Origin of the sequence: Pseudomonas sp. W17, assembly GCF_040268305.1 — a bacterium.
GTDB classification, from domain to species: domain Bacteria; phylum Pseudomonadota; class Gammaproteobacteria; order Pseudomonadales; family Pseudomonadaceae; genus Aquipseudomonas; species Aquipseudomonas protegens.
Genome location: NZ_CP158490.1, coordinates 1,395,708 through 1,410,728, shown reverse-complemented (window position 1 = coordinate 1,410,728; position 15,021 = coordinate 1,395,708). Strand labels below are relative to the sequence as shown.

16 protein-coding genes are annotated in these 15,021 nt (G+C 62.0%); 1 reads left to right on the top strand and 15 read right to left on the bottom strand.

The annotated features are described in order from the left end of the window. Positions 1–7: 7 nt before the first annotated feature. From ABCR88_RS06340 to ABCR88_RS06270, 15 genes are all read right to left on the bottom strand, one after another. Positions 8–2,551, bottom strand: coding sequence for a phage tail tape measure protein (locus ABCR88_RS06340; protein WP_350404243.1), 2,544 nt, complete (start codon positions 2,549–2,551; stop codon positions 8–10). 141 nt (positions 2,552–2,692) lie between these two features. Next, positions 2,693–2,998, bottom strand: coding sequence for a phage tail assembly protein (locus ABCR88_RS06335; RefSeq protein ID WP_053156568.1), 306 nt, complete (start codon positions 2,996–2,998; stop codon positions 2,693–2,695). Between the two features lie 13 nt (positions 2,999–3,011). After that, positions 3,012–3,521, bottom strand: a complete 510-nt coding sequence (locus ABCR88_RS06330; protein ID WP_350404242.1) for a phage major tail tube protein — start codon at positions 3,519–3,521, stop codon at positions 3,012–3,014. Positions 3,522–3,533: 12 nt separating this feature from the next. Beyond that, positions 3,534–4,700 carry a phage tail sheath family protein gene (locus ABCR88_RS06325; RefSeq protein ID WP_325985602.1) on the bottom strand — a complete coding sequence of 389 codons (1,167 nt, stop codon included), beginning with the start codon at positions 4,698–4,700 and terminating at the stop codon, positions 3,534–3,536. A 101-nt stretch (positions 4,701–4,801) separates the two neighbouring features. Beyond that, on the bottom strand, positions 4,802–5,254 hold the full coding sequence (locus ABCR88_RS06320) for a hypothetical protein (RefSeq protein WP_337154102.1): 453 nt from the start codon (positions 5,252–5,254) through the stop codon (positions 4,802–4,804). Further along, positions 5,251–6,021, bottom strand: a complete 771-nt coding sequence (locus tag ABCR88_RS06315; RefSeq protein WP_125062640.1) for a hypothetical protein — start codon at positions 6,019–6,021, stop codon at positions 5,251–5,253. The genes ABCR88_RS06320 and ABCR88_RS06315 overlap by 4 nt, the downstream gene beginning before the upstream one ends. Then, complete coding sequence (locus ABCR88_RS06310; protein ID WP_350023656.1) at positions 6,021–7,247, bottom strand: phage tail protein; 1,227 nt, start codon at positions 7,245–7,247, stop codon at positions 6,021–6,023. The genes ABCR88_RS06315 and ABCR88_RS06310 overlap by 1 nt, the downstream gene beginning before the upstream one ends. After that, a complete protein-coding gene (locus ABCR88_RS06305; protein WP_350404241.1) occupies positions 7,244–7,849 on the bottom strand; it encodes a phage tail protein I in 606 nt (201 codons plus the stop codon). The genes ABCR88_RS06310 and ABCR88_RS06305 overlap by 4 nt, the downstream gene beginning before the upstream one ends. A 1-nt stretch (position 7,850) precedes the next feature. Then, positions 7,851–8,732: a baseplate J/gp47 family protein gene (locus tag ABCR88_RS06300; protein WP_350023655.1), complete on the bottom strand. Its 882-nt coding sequence runs from the start codon at positions 8,730–8,732 to the stop codon at positions 7,851–7,853. Further along, positions 8,729–9,055 (bottom strand): GPW/gp25 family protein, encoded by a 327-nt coding sequence (locus tag ABCR88_RS06295; RefSeq protein WP_015634349.1) that lies wholly within the window; start codon positions 9,053–9,055, stop codon positions 8,729–8,731. Before ABCR88_RS06295 ends, ABCR88_RS06300 begins: the two co-directional genes overlap by 4 nt. A 4-nt stretch (positions 9,056–9,059) precedes the next feature. Beyond that, positions 9,060–9,263: a hypothetical protein gene (locus tag ABCR88_RS06290; RefSeq protein WP_053149294.1), complete on the bottom strand. Its 204-nt coding sequence runs from the start codon at positions 9,261–9,263 to the stop codon at positions 9,060–9,062. A gap of 92 nt (positions 9,264–9,355) precedes the next feature. After that, entirely contained in the window at positions 9,356–9,946 is a 591-nt protein-coding gene (locus tag ABCR88_RS06285; RefSeq protein WP_019093193.1) for a phage baseplate assembly protein V, read from the bottom strand. Then, positions 9,943–10,464 (bottom strand): hypothetical protein, encoded by a 522-nt coding sequence (locus ABCR88_RS06280; RefSeq protein WP_350023654.1) that lies wholly within the window; start codon positions 10,462–10,464, stop codon positions 9,943–9,945. Before ABCR88_RS06280 ends, ABCR88_RS06285 begins: the two co-directional genes overlap by 4 nt. A gap of 88 nt (positions 10,465–10,552) precedes the next feature. Further along, positions 10,553–10,903: a phage holin family protein gene (locus ABCR88_RS06275; protein ID WP_011059558.1), complete on the bottom strand. Its 351-nt coding sequence runs from the start codon at positions 10,901–10,903 to the stop codon at positions 10,553–10,555. Positions 10,904–11,420: 517 nt separating this feature from the next. Then, positions 11,421–12,167, bottom strand: a complete 747-nt coding sequence (locus ABCR88_RS06270) for an XRE family transcriptional regulator (protein WP_041751977.1) — start codon at positions 12,165–12,167, stop codon at positions 11,421–11,423. Between the two features lie 186 nt (positions 12,168–12,353). On the opposite strand from ABCR88_RS06270, the gene mutS reads away from it, so the two are divergent. After that, a complete protein-coding gene (mutS, locus tag ABCR88_RS06265; RefSeq protein ID WP_011059556.1) occupies positions 12,354–14,933 on the top strand; it encodes a DNA mismatch repair protein MutS in 2,580 nt (859 codons plus the stop codon). The last annotated feature ends 88 nt before the right edge of the window (positions 14,934–15,021 follow it).

Below are 15,021 nucleotides of genomic sequence, written 5' to 3'. Positions count from 1 at the left end.
GATCTCCTTAAACGTGTGCGGCGTCGAACAGCTGGCGAGCGGCAGCCTGGCGGCTGAACTCGTCGAACTGCCAGCGCAGGTGGGGTTCCAGTTCCCGGGCCAGTTGCGCGGGGTCGCGCACATCACCCTGGACCGAGATCGACAAGTAGGGCGCGAAGCTGAACTGCTGCTCGATGACTGGAGGTACCTGGGGTTTGAGCGACTCCGGCGCGGTGATCGTGGCCGGCGCCGCAGCAGACGACGATGGGCTGAGCATCGAGCGCGCCGCCTGCCCCATCAGCGGGGGCGTCTGGCCTTTCTGGAAGGATTTGGCGATATCGCCCATGACCGGCGGGATGTTCTGTCCGGCGTTGCGCATCATCAGCGGACCGGCTACGGGCAAGTGCTTGAGCGACTCGTCGGAGCCGAACAGCTTTTTACCCAAGGCGCCACCGGCGGCCGAACCGCCCCAGGCACCCAGGGCGCCGCCCACCAGCCCGCCAATAACAGTACCAATCACCGGCACCACGGAGCCAATGGCCGCCCCTGCTGCTGCACCCGCGGCGGCGCCAGCAAGATTGCCCGCCGCCTCGCCGTAGCCTTCGGCTTTTTCATCCTGGGTCTGGGCATTCAGGTAAGTGTCCGCCACCTGGAAACCTGCACCGAGCACCGAAAGGATCGCACCGCCCTTGAGCAAGGGGGCGACTCCCTTGGCCAGGGAACCGGCGCCTTTCATTACGGCACCAGAGGTGGCAGCCCCTCTGGCCACTCTCTCCAGGCCGCTGGGCGTCAAAGGGCTCTTGAAGCCTTTGCTGCCGCCCCTCGAACGAGGCTCGCGCCTGGGCGTCTTGCGCCCGACACGGCCCTTGCGGCGTTTTTTGTCCGGGCCGCAATCGAGCATGGGCGCACAACAGTCGATACCGCTCGCATTGCCACCAGAGGAGCGCTTCGCCACTTTGCGGCCAACCTGCAGTGAACCTCGAGCGACATTCAGCAGGCCCTTGCCAATGGTGTAGACAGCCATCAGCTTTTGCACCGCGACATAAGCGGCGCCCAGGGCAGTCACCCCCAGCACCAATGATGGTGCCTTCTCCGCCAGTTCGGTCAGCTTGCCGACCACCAGCGTGATGCTTTGGGCAACCAGATCCGTGGCCGGTTGCAGGGCCTTCCCCACGGCAAGCATGCCACCGTCGACCGCCTGCGCGGTTTCCTTCCACAGCTGGACGGAGGCTTGCCGACGCTCGGCCAGGTTCTTGTCGATAACCCCCGAAGCACTCAACGAGTCCTTCTTCACTTGCTCGTATTGCTGCCGGCCCTGGGTGTGAGCCAGCAAGGCCGCCTTGATCTGCATATCGGTGAACAGGTCACCGGTACGCAGGGACTCTTCCAGAGCCTCGAGCATGGACTTGGCCTTCGCCGGATCGGTTTCCTTGCTGATCTGTGCCTGGGCCTCGGCCATCTTCGCGGCCTTGGCCGGATCGATGGCCCTGACATAGCGCATGGCCAGGGCAAAGCTCGCCTCCAGGCTCGACATACCCTTCTGGATACCGATGTTCAGCGACGCCTGATAATCAATGCCGGCATCTTCATAAGCCTTGACCGCCTCACTGGAACCGATTTTCTCGATCCAGTTCTGCAGTTGACCGGCGGCCTGATCAGCACCGCCCGCGGTGTTCATCTGCACTTGCAGCATCGAGCCCAGCTGGCTCACCGCATCCATGCCGGTGAGCCCCTCCCCGCTCGCGCTCTCGAGCAGCGCCGGGAGCAAGCGCGCCATGTCGGCGGCCTCGAAATTGCCCGCCTGCCCCTGCAGGGCGATGGCCTCCAGGGCCTGCTCCATGACCTTGGGGTCGCTGATCCCGGCCTTCAGCTCAAGGGCCCGCATCAGGTTTGCCGTGTCTTCGATACCCGTGCCCTGCCCCACCGCGAACCTGGCCGCCAGCCCCGCGTAACCTTGCGCCTTGTCCAGCGACATGCCCTTGGCAGTCATCTGCCCCACCAGAGCCGCCACCTCGTTGCGGGCCATTCCCGTGTTCCGTGAAGTCTGAACGACGCTGCGGCTCAGCTGCGCTTCCTGAGGTTGATTGGCCACACCGGCCTTGATCGCGATGTCACGGATCAGCGCCTGATAGTCGGCATTGATCTTGACCGGAATGGCCAGCTTGCCGATCCCGTCCTTGGCCAAGCCATACGCCGCCTTGAAGTCGGCCTTGCCCTGGTCGATCTGCTGGTGCCCCCGGGCCTGCAGAGCGGAGCCCCGGGCCACCTTACCCAGCGCCTGATATTCCTGACGCAGTTTATGTACCTGCACACCCTGCTGGCGCAGGCCATCACGGCTCTGTTCCAACCGGCGCAACAGCCCGGCGGCAGATGCAGCACCGGTGTCATGGGCCTTTTTCCATTCATCCTGCAGGCGCAGGGTCTGGCCAATGGTCTTTTCCAGTACCCGGGCCTTGCTGCCCTGCTGCTCCAGTTGCTTGATCCGGCCTTCCACCGTCTTGAAGGCGGCGTCCCACGTCGAACTGAGGGCGGTACCCACCACCACCAGCCCTGATTCCAGCTTGTTCGCCATCTGCTTCTCCTGCTCCTTGGGTGACGGGCTCAATCCGTGAGCCACCAGACCATGTCGGAAAACCTCATGGTCATGATTTCCTCGGCGGCGAAATGCAGCTCGCTGGCGAGCCGCTTCGCCGCCATCTTCATCACCGCAGGGTCAAAGCTCGTCGTCTTGCACCAGGCGAAAATAGCCGGCCTGCAGGCGCTGATAGTCCTTGAGCGCCATGCCCTCCAGATCCTTGGCACTGATTTGCGCCAGGCTGGCGAACAGCATCAGTTCGCGCTGTTCATCATCGCCGGCAGCCCCGGAGTTGGCCGCACGCACATCACGCACGGTGGGGGCGCGCAAGGTGACCTTGTCGCAGACCACGCCGTTCATCTCCACCGGCTTGCTAAGGCTGATCACGACGTTTTCCGCGCTCAGGGTCATCCACGCCGGGGTCTTGTTGATTGCTTGAGTCATGCTGGTGGTTTCCTTACAGGCCCAGGGCAGAACGTTGCGCGGCCAGTTGGTCGACGCCGTTGATCACGCGCTTCATGCCCAGGGCATCGATCTCGTAGATCAAGCGACCATCGACTTCCAGCTTGTAGTAGGTCAGGGCCACGTTGTGCTTGACCTCGGCCTTGTCGCCGGATTTCCAATCGCCCATGTCGACTTCCTTGAGCAAGCCGCGCAGGGTCACGATCACCGGCGTGACCTTGCCCTTGAGGCCCTTGAAGGCGCCACGGAACACGCCGTTGAAACCGCTGCCATCGGCCAGGCCGAACATCTTCAGCGACTCGCGGCGCACGCCGGTGGTGGTGAAGCCGGCTTCCTGCTTCTCCATGCCCATGTCCAGCTCGACGGGCACATCCATGCCGCCGACCCGATGCTCCTCGGTCTTGAGGGTCAACTTGGGCAGGGTCAGGCTCGACACGTCGCCTTGAAAGCTGATGCCATCGACGAACAGGTTCATGTTCGCCAGGGTTTCGGGAATCATTGCCATTGCTGCTGCTCCTTAAGCGGTGTGTTCGAGGACTTCGGTCAGCCACTGGTTGGTGACCTCGACCCGGAAGTTGGGGTTTTCGGCCGGTGGCACGTCGGTGAAGCGGATGTTCCAGTACACCTTGCCCTGCTCCAGCTGGCTGGCGGTGTTGAGCTCGGTGTCGGCGTAGACCTCGAAATTGATGATTGCGCCCTGGTTCTTCAGGTCGCGCATGAACGCCTGCAGGCCCTCGGTCACGTCCTTGACGTAGGTCGCGGTGATCGAGCGGTCCACTGCCCATTTGTGGCCGTAAAGGATCGCGTCCATGACGATGTCCAGGGTCCGAACCCGGGTAACAAAGGCCCACTTCGGATCGCTGGACAGCGTGCGGTTGCCCCACAGGCGGAAACCTTCATCACGAATGATGGTGGTGATGTTGGCGTTGTTCAGCAGGTTGGCGCGGCAGGTTTCATCACCGTCCAGGAACTCGATGGAGCGGGTGGTGCCGGTGATGCCGACAAACTCCTTGTTCGACGGCGAGGCCCAGAAGCCGTACTCGTTGTCGGTCCAGGCAAACAGGCCCGCGACCCAGGCCGAAGCCGGCGCATCGACGGTGGCGCTGGCGCCGTTGTCCCAGTACTGAATGCCCGGGTCGACCATATAGGCGCGCTTGGCGCCGAAGTGCTTGGCATAGGCCATGGCCGCTTCGTCGGTGCTGTTGGGGCCATCAATGATCGCCAGGCCACGCAGCTTGTCGGCCAGGGCCACCAGCGCAGTACCAACCGCCTGGGTCGAACTGTGCTTGGGGGTCACCAGCAACCGCGGCTGGGCGTTGAAACGGCTCTTGCCATCCAGCAAGGCTTGCAGGCCGGTACGCTTGCCGTCGGCCAGCACCCCGCCGATGATCGCCGAGGTCTGCTCGGCCGCATCCGCCACCTTGGCCACGCCGCAAGCGACGATCACCGCCTTGGCCCGCTGGTAGATGGCCTGGCAGGCCTTGGTGATGGCCGCATCCGGGCCCCAGGCTGCGATAGCCTCACGCTCGTTGGTGATCAGCAGCAGGTCGTTGGCCTTGGCTGTGAACGCTGGGGCCTCGGTGAAGGTGTCCACCAGGCCGATGATCGAAGACGTGGGCAGCGAGATAGTGCGTGCGCCGGTGTCGACGTTGGTGACAGTAACGCCGTGGAAAAAACCACTCATGGATAAACTCCAGACATGAAAAAGCCCCGGGTGAAGGGGGCTCGTAGGGATGATTGATTAGTGGGAAGCGGGAAAGAAAACGCCCCGGCGGTGCGGGGCGTTTATTGGGTTTTTTCGGCGAGCCAGGATGGAGCTACCGGGCGATGTTCGGTTTGTGGGAAGTGCGGAGATTGGGGCCAGTCGCGTAGGGATTGCATGTACACCAGAAGCTCGTTGAACTGCTGCTCCGAAAGATTGGTGGATACCTTCATTTCAAGCTGATCGTAATGGCGATCGCGCAGCCAGGTCACCGTCGTCAACTGCGCAGCACGCCAGAGTCGCTCATCGTCTCCAAGGCTGGAAGGTTCAACCATTGCCTGGAGTGCTTGAGGCAACTCCAAGGCGACAGCTGGAGCTGGGCGCATACTCTCGATGACTTGGGCCAAGGCCACGGCATCGATGTCGGGGGTGGTCAGAATCTCCTGGGGGATATAGTGGTTCAGCGTCATATCGCCCCAGTCGACAAGCATGGTGCCAGCGGTAGCCGACACAGAGAGAACTTTAAATCCATTCACAAGATATTCCCCTTTACTCGATCAGGGCTGTTGCCCGCTTCAAAGATCAAGTTGTTGCCATTTTTCTCAATCGAATAACCGCCAGCACCAGCGGGATTGGACGAGCCGACACCAGGGCTGCCCGGTGCTCCGCCGGCACCACCATTCCACCCGGCGGTGTACCAGCCGCCAGCGCCGCCAGCATCCAAAGTGCCGGCCGCTGGATAGCCATAGCCGTAAGTCGAGACTTGATACATCCCACCACCCACGCCACCAGGACGCCCCGCGCCGCCGCCACCGCCGGTGTGCAGTACGTTGGGCCAATAGGCATCCCCACCGCCCCCGCCGCCACCGAAAATATACCCGTTACGGTTGTCCAACGTTGCTGGGTAATCCAGAACAAAGGCTGTAGCGCCTGGCAAAGGGCGAGGAGGATAAGCCCCCGCGCCGCCCGCACCACGGATGTAGTGTTCATTGATGATTTTCAGTGTGGAGCCTGGGGGAAATACACCCGTTCTCAGTGAGTATCCAGCGCCACCGCCGTAGATCATTGCGCGATTGATAAAGAGATAATTCCGGGCTTTGGCGGGACTGCCCATGAGCTCAAAAATGCTCGCACCTGCTCGCTCCACCGTGTTGATAAACACAAACGTTCGCCGCCAGACCGTGCGCCACCCACTTTCGGTTTTGATGAACAGTTCCGCACCCTCTCGCCAGCCGTCTGCAAGCTTTACATAAGGCATGACACCAGGCCGGTAACCGCCATCCAGTTTTACGTGGAAGTTCATCATGGCTCCTCGTATTGCAGCCAAAGCGTACCGACCGCCCCCTCAGTAGGTTTAGGGGCATTTGGAGAGTAGATCAGCCGATTCGCCGGTAAAGCATCAGTGATGCCATACCCTGCAAGCGTGGTCGCTTTGTCTGCTTTTCGCGTCGGGTCAAAGTTGCCAGCATTCCATAGCAAGTTGCCAAAGACGGAGGCGGTCCTGTCGGCAAGACTCAAAAGAAGCGGTGTTGACGTTTCACCGCCATAACTTGCAAAAACCCTCACGTTGTTATTTAGAACATCCATGCGAGCGTCACAGGTGGGCGTCACCCAGCCAAACTCCGGCGAGTCGTTATTGTCACTCGACAGCAATACCGATCCCGTCAACCGTCCACCCGTTGTGGGAAGCAAATTGCTGACTGCGCTCGCCAGGTCAGTTTTTGTTACCCCGTCTGTAATCCCATATCCACCGAGAGTGGTGGCTTTTACTGCTTTGCCGGCAAGCGCATTCGTCACTGTCGCTGAAAAGCCAGGGTCATCGCCCACTGCGCCAGCCAGCTTTTTTAGCGTGTCGAGTGCAACAGGCGCCGCCGCTACGATGCTCTCCTTTGAAAGCTGTATGGCTGAACTGGTCTCTGACTTGGTAAATGCATCAGCAATGCCATAACCGGATAGCGTTGTGGGGTTGGTGCCACTGACCACTATGCCTCGCTTATCGATAGTGACTTGCCGATAAGCGCCGGCAACCTTATCCGCCGGAAGCGCTGCCACCAGGGAGTCATCCACATATTGACGAGTCGCCAGTACCACCGCCGGGTCGATCTTCAACACGATCTGCGCGGTGTTGGCGACGATGAAGTTCATGCGAATGACTTGGGTCTTGCCGGTGCCCTGGGCCAGCAGGGGCTTGAAGCTCGGGGCGCAGTTGGCCACCGCCACCAGGTCGCCGTCGGCATCGAGCAGGCCGATCTCGCGGATCCAGCGCCCGCCGACATCAGGCGGAATCACCTGTTCGGTGATGATGATGTTGGGGTTGGCCGGGTCGGTGCGCACCTGGTTGACCGGGGCGCGTCGCCATTCGTTGATCAGCTTAGTCTGGGTTCTGTTCGGGATGGGGTCGGTGCCGTTGGCATCGCCGATCGCCATTTCCTTGAAGGTCCAGGGCGTGCCCAGGGCGGTGGCGTTGGCCTGTTTCGCCTCGCCCACCGCAGTGAGGATGGCGAAGAACTGACTGTTGGAATCGATCATGAGTACACATCCAAGGTGTCTGTTTCATCAATGCACATGACCTGGCCGTAACGGCCGATCACTTCAATATCGCGAGGGGTCGGGGGGTAAACGTCGAGTACTTCACCCTGGTCCACATAAGCGCCGTAACCGATGACACCGGAGGTTTCCAGACTGATGGCAAGGCCCGTCATGTGCCGGCTCACCGGCCTGGCGTCATCGATCAGCCGGGTCAGTTCCTGGTACATCTGTGCGGTGATGCCGGTATCCAGCACCCCGACTTTCAGGGCAAAGGTGGCTGGCTCGCCTTGGGGAGCCATCTGCCACCACTCGACCACTTCAATCAGGTAGCCCAGCGGTTCCACCACACGGCGCAAAGCGCCGATGGTGCCCTTGCGGGCATGGATGAAGAACGAGGCGCGAATGGCATTGCGCTTGACCGTCTCGCTCCAGCGCGGGTCCCAGCGATCCACCGACCAGGCCCAAGCCAGCTGGGGCAGCAGGTGCACCGGGCAGGTCGAGGGGTTGTACAGGGTGCGCAACATGGTGGCGGTGTCGCTGCTGTTGGTCGCCTCCAGGGCGCGTTCCAAGAGTGTGCTGTTGCTTGGCAGCAGGCTGGTCATATCAGGTCCCCAAGGTAACGCTGTAGCCGGTGCAGTACGCGGCCTGGGCCTTGCTCGGGACTATGTCCTGCCAACCCCGCAGTTCAACCCGGGCCACGCCGGCCACATGCAGCTGGGCATCGACGGCTGAACGCGCCACCTCGATGCCCAGGCGCCGGCGTGGGTTGACCCAGGCGGCCAGCTTGCGCTCGGCCTCTGCCAGGGCGGCATCGCTTTCCGGGCCCGGCCCTTTCATGTGCAGCACCGCGTCGATGCGATACGGCAGTATCTGGGCGCTGTTCACCGTGACCCGATCCCCCAGCGGTCGCACGTCCTCGTCATTGAGGGCCGCGGCGACCGTCGCCAGCAGTTCAGGCGCCGCTGCGCCGTCACCTTCCAGGCTCAGCACCGTAACCGTGACGCAGGCCGGTGACGGGCTTTCGGCCTCGGCGTCCGCCACCCGGGCCGAGGCATTGCGGGCATGCAGGATGTAGCTGTTGCGTGGCCCGGCGGTGGTCAGGCCTTCATAGGCCAGTTGGACACGCTCGCGCAGTGCGTCGTCGGCTTCCTTGACCTGCGCCACAGGCGGTACCGCTTGCGGGTCACCAGCCTGGATCACCAGGCGCTGCAAGTTGACGTTGGCGGCCAACTGATCCAGGTCCGTGCCTTGGGCATGGGCCAGCAGCAGCGCCTTGGCCGCATCGTTGACCCGGGCCCGCAACAGCATGTCGCCGTAGGCCGACAGCTCCAGTTGCTTGGTGACCGGATCGCTTTCCAGATTGGCCGTCCAGTTGTCGCCCATATAACGGCGAAAGGTTGCCAGCTTGCCCTGATACAGCGCTTCAAAATCCAGGGTTTCCAGCACCTGCGGCGCCGGCAGTGCGGATAAATCCAGCATGCTCATGCCGTCACCTCCAAAACCGCGTCATTACCCAGGTAGCGGCCCGTCAGTTGGAAACTGACCTGGCCCTCCACCACCGCTACAACCTTTACCCGCTCCAGCTTCAAGCGGGGCTCCCAGCGCAACAGCGCCCGGGCGACTTCTGCCTGAACCGCGCTTTTCCAGCCACCGGTCACCGGCAAGTCGACATAACGGCGCAGGTTGCTGCCGTATTCAGGAAGCATCCGCCGACTGCCCAAGGGCGTGGTCAGGATGTCCTCGATGGACTGCCGCAAATGCTCGATGCCGGACAGCGGCAAGCCGGTACGGCGATCCATTCCGATCATCGTGTTACTCCTGCAACTGAAAGTCCGGGTGCTGCTCCAGGTAGTCTCGGGCGAGGGTGTCGCTGACCGGTACCGATACCTCGCCCTGGGCCACCGACAGCGCGCGGCCGTCCGCCAGGATCAGAATGCGCGAGGTGTAGAAGGTGTCGCGAAAGACCGCAGCGCCACTGGTGGCCGTGCGGCCGGGCTTTTTTTTCGGGAGTGCCATGCTTTTCTCCGGGTACAAAAAATCCGCATTCGGCGGATTGATCGGGTTTATCGGGGTTGTAGGTTGGGTGGCCGGCGTTGATCGCCAAGGCCTCACTGCGGTGGAGCGGTTGCTCCAGGGCCGGGCATCACGCCTGGGTGGATGTGGGTCGAGCCGACATTCACCCCGTTGTGCTTCAAGCTCGCACCGTTGATTTGCACCTCGCCATTCAAGGTGATTGCCCCCGTCAGGGTGATGCTGTCGGCGTTGCCGGTAATGCTGCTGTCCGTCACCACGACCGAACTGGTGCCGACCTGAATCGTCACCGTGCCGCTGGGCAGGGAGATGCTGTAGCTCTTGGCCTGCCAGTCGTAGACCAGCGAGCCGCCATCATCGAAGCGCCAGACCTCGACGTGCTCGCGGTTATCCGGCTGTGCACCGGCATCGCCATACAGGCCGGGAACGAAAGTGCCCTGCGCCGGCTCGCCACTGGGGCTGATCAGTACGCCCTGCTCGCCCAGGCTCGGCGCCCGCCAGTGCCGGGCCTTGCCGGCGGCCTGGCTGTGCCAGCGAACCCAGGCACTGGTCCAGCCCGCGCCATCGGATACCCGCAGTCTGCCCGCGGCAAGGTCCACGCCGACCACAGCGCAAGGCAGGATCAGGCCAGAAAGCATTCGGTCGTGAGTTGCGGTGACGTAACTCACGACATCTGCTCCGGCGCCTGATAGTGCCCCTCGTGACCGGGGCCGGTGTCGGGGCTGAAACCCAATGCCAGTGTTCCCGGGGGTTGATCGGGCCAGGGCCATTGTTCCTGGCCCAGGTAGATGGACTGCTGCCATTGCACGGTCCACTCGGTTTTCGGCGCCGAATCCACGGCCGTGCCGGCTGGTTTGGCCCACACCGCCTTAGCACTATCGACAGAATCAAGGTTCCAGTTCTGGCAACGCAGCAGGTCCATGAGCTGCGCTGCCAGAACAACCGCCTGCAAGGAGGCCTGCGCAAGGCTCGGGTCAACCCGCACCCGGGCCTCGAAGGTCGCCCGCAGGCAACTACGGCCGTCGCCCGGATCAGCTCCCGGGTCCATGCCGGTGATTGCAAAGTAGATCGCTGTCTCGGCGGAGCCATCAACGGTCTCGGGAAATGCCTCGACCTTGTGCAGATGCGGCATGGCCGTCTTGATCGTGGACGTGATGGCCTCGGGTAGCTGCGTCAGTACGCTCATTGTCTGCTTCCAGAATCAGGCCGAAGCGGCCCCGGCGGCGAAAGCCCGGGGCGCACGACCGTGTTGAGGGCGGTAGCCGCCCGGTGAGTCAAGGCTGGTCTGAATGGGAATCCCGGGAAGGCGGTTCGCAGACCCCGATGCGCTTGGCCGCCCAGCGCTCGTAGAGGCCGATGGCGACGTCGGCGCCGGCCATGGCGGTCAGGCAACCGAAGGCGCAGGCGGTCCAGATCGACACGCCGGCGGCATACAGCAGCATGATCGCCGAGACCCCGCAGACCACGCAGGCTCCGGAGCGCAGTGCCAGGCGCCGCAGCAGCGACCAGCCACGGGCGCCCTCCTTGTCGGCACGCCACATTTCACCGGAAACGCCACCGACCAGCGCCAGGACGATGACCAGCCAGATCGGCATGTCCAGCAACGCTTGTTGCTCGTTTGTCATTCACGTCTCCCGTGCGGATTGAGGCCAGCGAAATGGCCGGTTGATAGAAGGCTGATAACGATGTTTCAAAGGGTCCCTGTCTGTTGGTGGCCCACGTTAGGCAGGCATTCCAAAAAGCCCGGTCGCCCGGGCTTTTCAGTAATGCAAACCTTGGTCTTTCGGCACTACTGGTGCGGTACGGACCCATTCAAATTGTTCCTCCGACCGCGACCCTGTCCGCCGGATAACTGCTTCTGGTGCTTTACGCTGCACACCCGGGCCAGTTGCCAACCCTCTGAACCGTCGAGGCCGATTCATCGCTGCCTTTGCTTTGCCACTAAAGAGCGTCTTTGCAGCCGCTGTTGCGCGGCTTGAGGCTCATATTATGCATTCATGCATATGCAGTCAATGCGTAAATGCATTTATTTATGCGCAAGATTTGCTGAAATGCATGGAAGGCGCATAAACAAAGGGCTGGGGATTTTTCGCGGGCAAAAAAAAGCCCGCTCAAGGGCGGGCTTTGTTCAAGAGGGCTGGCTTAGCGGGCGTACATGCCCCACCAGAAGACGTGACCGAGGATGCTGATCTGCTCTTCCTGGATCTCCTGGAAGCTGTAGTCCTCATCCGGGTGTTCATCGCGGTTGAAGCTGCGCAGGCGGATCCCTGTAGGTAGGCGATACAGCTGCTTCACCCGCAATTGGCCGTTGTGGTTGATCGCATAGAGGTCGCCATCAACGATGTCGCCAATTGCGCATTTGCCGGCATTGACGCCCACCGTGGCGCCGTCCCGCAGCACCGGCAACATGCTGTTGCCACGCACCGTGACGCACTTGGCCTGGTCGAACTGCACGCCGTTGTGCCGCAGGCTGCGCTTGCCGAAGCGCAGGCTGGCGCGTTCGCTTTCCTCGATGACGAATCTTCCTGATCCAGCAGCCAATTCAACCTCGCGCAGAAAGGGAACCGACACCTCGTCGTCATCGACAGGGGTATCGTCGTCCCACAGGCTTATGTCCTTGAGTTCCGAATGAATCTCGTCACGGGGCGCAGCAGCCCGGGCAGGCGCGATATCCATGCGCCCACGCAACTGGTCGGTGCTCACCTGGAAGTATTCGGCGATCCGCGAGATGTGCTTATCCGAAGGATCGACGATCTTCCCGCTGAGAATCCGCGAGAGGGTGGATTGAGGCACACCGGTGCGACGGTGAAGCTCCGTGGGGGAGATTCCGTCACGATCCAGCAGCTCTCTTAAGACGGTAGAAACGTTGCGTATTTGCATAGAACGCATATTGCTCGAACTTTTAGTCAATGACAAATGCTGTTTTGCATATTTGTGCTGCATTTACCGGACAAACACAGTAGCGCCTTGGTGCCTGCGAGGCCAGGGCACCCATGGTAACCTTGCCGCCATCTGCAAAAAGCCGAGCCCAGCGCTCCTTTGCTTCACCCATTCAACGAATCCGCCTGAATACCGATGAGTAAAAATACCTCCGATCTGTCCTCCCACACGCCGATGATGCAGCAGTACTGGCGCCTCAAGAACCAGCACCCTGATCAGTTGATGTTCTACCGCATGGGCGACTTCTACGAGATCTTCTATGAAGACGCGAAGAAGGCCGCCAAGCTGCTGGACATCACCCTGACGGCGCGCGGGCAGTCGGCCGGCCAGGCGATTCCCATGTGCGGTATTCCTTACCACGCCGCCGAGGGCTACCTGGCCAAGCTGGTAAAGCTCGGCGAGTCGGTGGTGATCTGCGAACAGGTGGGGGACCCGGCGACCAGCAAGGGCCCGGTGGAACGCCAGGTGGTGCGTATCATCACGCCAGGCACCGTGAGTGACGAGGCTCTGCTGGATGAGCGCCGCGACAACCTGATCGCCGCCGTGCTGGGCGACGAGCGTCTGTTCGGCCTGGCGGTACTGGACATCACCAGCGGCAACTTCAGCGTCCTGGAGATCAAAGGCTGGGAGAACCTGCTGGCCGAGCTGGAGCGGATCAATCCAGTTGAGCTTTTGATCCCAGATGACTGGCCACAAGGCTTGCCGGCGGAAAAACGCCGCGGTGTGCGACGCCGTGCCCCCTGGGATTTCGAGCGGGACTCGGCGCACAAGAGCCTCTGCCAGCAGTTCTCTACCCAGGACCTCAAGGGCTTTGGCTGCGAAACCCTGACCTTGGCCATCGGCGCCGCCGGTTGCCTGCTCAGCTATGCCAAGGAAACCCAGCGTACCGCCCTACCCCACCTGCGCAGCCTGCGTCATGAGCGCCTGGATGACACCGTGGTGCTGGACGGTGCCAGCCGTCGCAACCTGGAACTGGACACCAACCTGGCGGGCGGGCGTGACAACACCCTGCAATCGGTGGTCGATCGCTGCCAGACCGCCATGGGCAGCCGTTTGCTGACCCGCTGGCTGAATCGCCCGCTGCGCGACCTCAAGGTCCTGGAAGCGCGCCAATCCTCTATTACTTGCCTGCTGGACGGCTACCGTTTCGAACGGCTGCAACCGCAGTTGAAGGAAATCGGCGATATCGAGCGAATTCTGGCGCGAATCGGCCTGCGCAATGCCCGTCCGCGGGACTTGGCCCGTCTACGTGATGCCCTGGCTGCACTGCCGGAGCTGCAAGAAGCCATGACCGAACTGGAGGCCACTCACCTCAATCAGCTGGCTGCCACCACCAGCACCTACCCGGAGCTGGCCGCTCTGCTGGCCAAGGCCATCATCGACAATCCGCCGGCGGTGATCCGTGACGGCGGTGTACTCAAGACCGGCTACGACGCCGAGCTCGACGAGCTGCAGTCGCTGAGCGAGAACGCCGGACAGTTCCTGATTGACCTGGAAGCCCGCGAGAAAGCCCGTACCGGCCTGGCCAACCTCAAGGTCGGGTACAACCGTATCCATGGCTATTTCATCGAGCTGCCAAGCAAGCAAGCCGAACAGGCCCCGGCGGACTACATTCGCCGCCAGACATTGAAAGGCGCCGAGCGCTTCATCACTCCGGAACTCAAGGAGTTCGAAGACAAGGCGCTATCGGCCAAGAGCCGTGCCCTGGCCCGGGAGAAGATGCTCTACGACGCGCTCCTGGAAACCCTGATCAGCCATTTGCCACCGTTGCAGGACACCGCTGGTGCCCTGGCTGAGCTGGACGTGCTGAGCAACCTGGCCGAGCGCGCCTTGAACCTGGACCTCAACTGCCCACGTTTTGTCAGCGAACCTTGCATGCGCATCACCCAGGGTCGTCACCCGGTGGTGGAGCAAGTGTTGACCACGCCGTTCGTGGCCAACGACCTGAGCCTGGACGACAACACGCGGATGCTGGTGATCACCGGTCCGAACATGGGCGGTAAATCCACCTATATGCGCCAGACGGCCCTGATCGTGCTACTGGCCCATATCGGCAGCTTCGTCCCGGCGGCGAGCTGCGAGCTGTCCCTGGTGGACCGGATCTTCACCCGTATCGGCTCCAGCGACGACCTGGCCGGCGGCCGTTCGACCTTCATGGTGGAAATGAGCGAAACCGCAAACATCCTGCACAACGCAACGGAACGCAGCCTGGTGCTGATGGACGAAGTGGGACGCGGCACCAGCACTTTTGACGGACTTTCCCTGGCCTGGGCTGCGGCAGAACGTCTCGCCCACCTGCGCGCCTATACCCTGTTCGCCACCCACTATTTCGAACTGACGGTACTGCCGGAAAGCGAGCCGCTGGTGGCCAACGTGCATCTCAATGCCACCGAGCACAATGAGCGCATTGTGTTCCTGCACCATGTACTTCCAGGCCCAGCCAGCCAGAGCTATGGGCTGGCGGTAGCCCAGCTGGCCGGGGTTCCCAGCGCAGTCATCACCCGCGCCCGGGAGCACTTGAGCCGCCTGGAAACCACCAGCTTGCCCCATGAAGTGGCGCCTCAGGCGCCGGGCAAACCCTCGGTTCCGCAACAAAGCGACATGTTCGCCAGCCTGCCGCACCCGGTGCTCGACGACCTGGCCAAGCTGGATCTGGATGACATGACGCCACGCCGAGCGCTGGAAATGCTCTATACATTGAAGACACGCATCTAACGCGAACGCCTTCAAGCTGTTAGAATCTCGCGCGGTTTGGGATGCTGCGGACTATTAGCCTGGTTGCGCAGACTATCGCTCCCAAACC

Bases quoted from the DNA above. Each gene is read 5' to 3' on its own strand.
- ABCR88_RS06335 (WP_053156568.1), bottom strand. From the start codon at position 2,998: ATGACTCAAGCAATCAACAAGACCCCGGCGTGGATGACCCTGAGCGCG.
- ABCR88_RS06325 (WP_325985602.1), bottom strand. From the start codon at position 4,700: ATGAGTGGTTTTTTCCACGGCGTTACTGTCACCAACGTCGACACCGGC.
- ABCR88_RS06275 (WP_011059558.1), bottom strand. From the start codon at position 10,903: ATGACAAACGAGCAACAAGCGTTGCTGGACATGCCGATCTGGCTGGTC.
- mutS (WP_011059556.1), top strand. From the start codon at position 12,354: ATGAGTAAAAATACCTCCGATCTGTCCTCCCACACGCCGATGATGCAG.
- ABCR88_RS06305 (WP_350404241.1), bottom strand. From the start codon at position 7,849: ATGACCAGCCTGCTGCCAAGCAACAGCACACTCTTGGAACGCGCCCTG.
- ABCR88_RS06295 (WP_015634349.1), bottom strand. From the start codon at position 9,055: ATGATCGGAATGGATCGCCGTACCGGCTTGCCGCTGTCCGGCATCGAG.
- ABCR88_RS06310 (WP_350023656.1), bottom strand. From the start codon at position 7,247: ATGATCGATTCCAACAGTCAGTTCTTCGCCATCCTCACTGCGGTGGGC.
- ABCR88_RS06280 (WP_350023654.1), bottom strand. From the start codon at position 10,464: ATGAGCGTACTGACGCAGCTACCCGAGGCCATCACGTCCACGATCAAG.
- ABCR88_RS06270 (WP_041751977.1), bottom strand. From the start codon at position 12,167: ATGCGTTCTATGCAAATACGCAACGTTTCTACCGTCTTAAGAGAGCTG.
- ABCR88_RS06340 (WP_350404243.1), bottom strand. From the start codon at position 2,551: ATGGCGAACAAGCTGGAATCAGGGCTGGTGGTGGTGGGTACCGCCCTC.
- ABCR88_RS06330 (WP_350404242.1), bottom strand. From the start codon at position 3,521: ATGGCAATGATTCCCGAAACCCTGGCGAACATGAACCTGTTCGTCGAT.
- ABCR88_RS06315 (WP_125062640.1), bottom strand. From the start codon at position 6,021: ATGAACTTCCACGTAAAACTGGATGGCGGTTACCGGCCTGGTGTCATG.
- ABCR88_RS06300 (WP_350023655.1), bottom strand. From the start codon at position 8,732: ATGAGCATGCTGGATTTATCCGCACTGCCGGCGCCGCAGGTGCTGGAA.
- ABCR88_RS06290 (WP_053149294.1), bottom strand. From the start codon at position 9,263: ATGGCACTCCCGAAAAAAAAGCCCGGCCGCACGGCCACCAGTGGCGCT.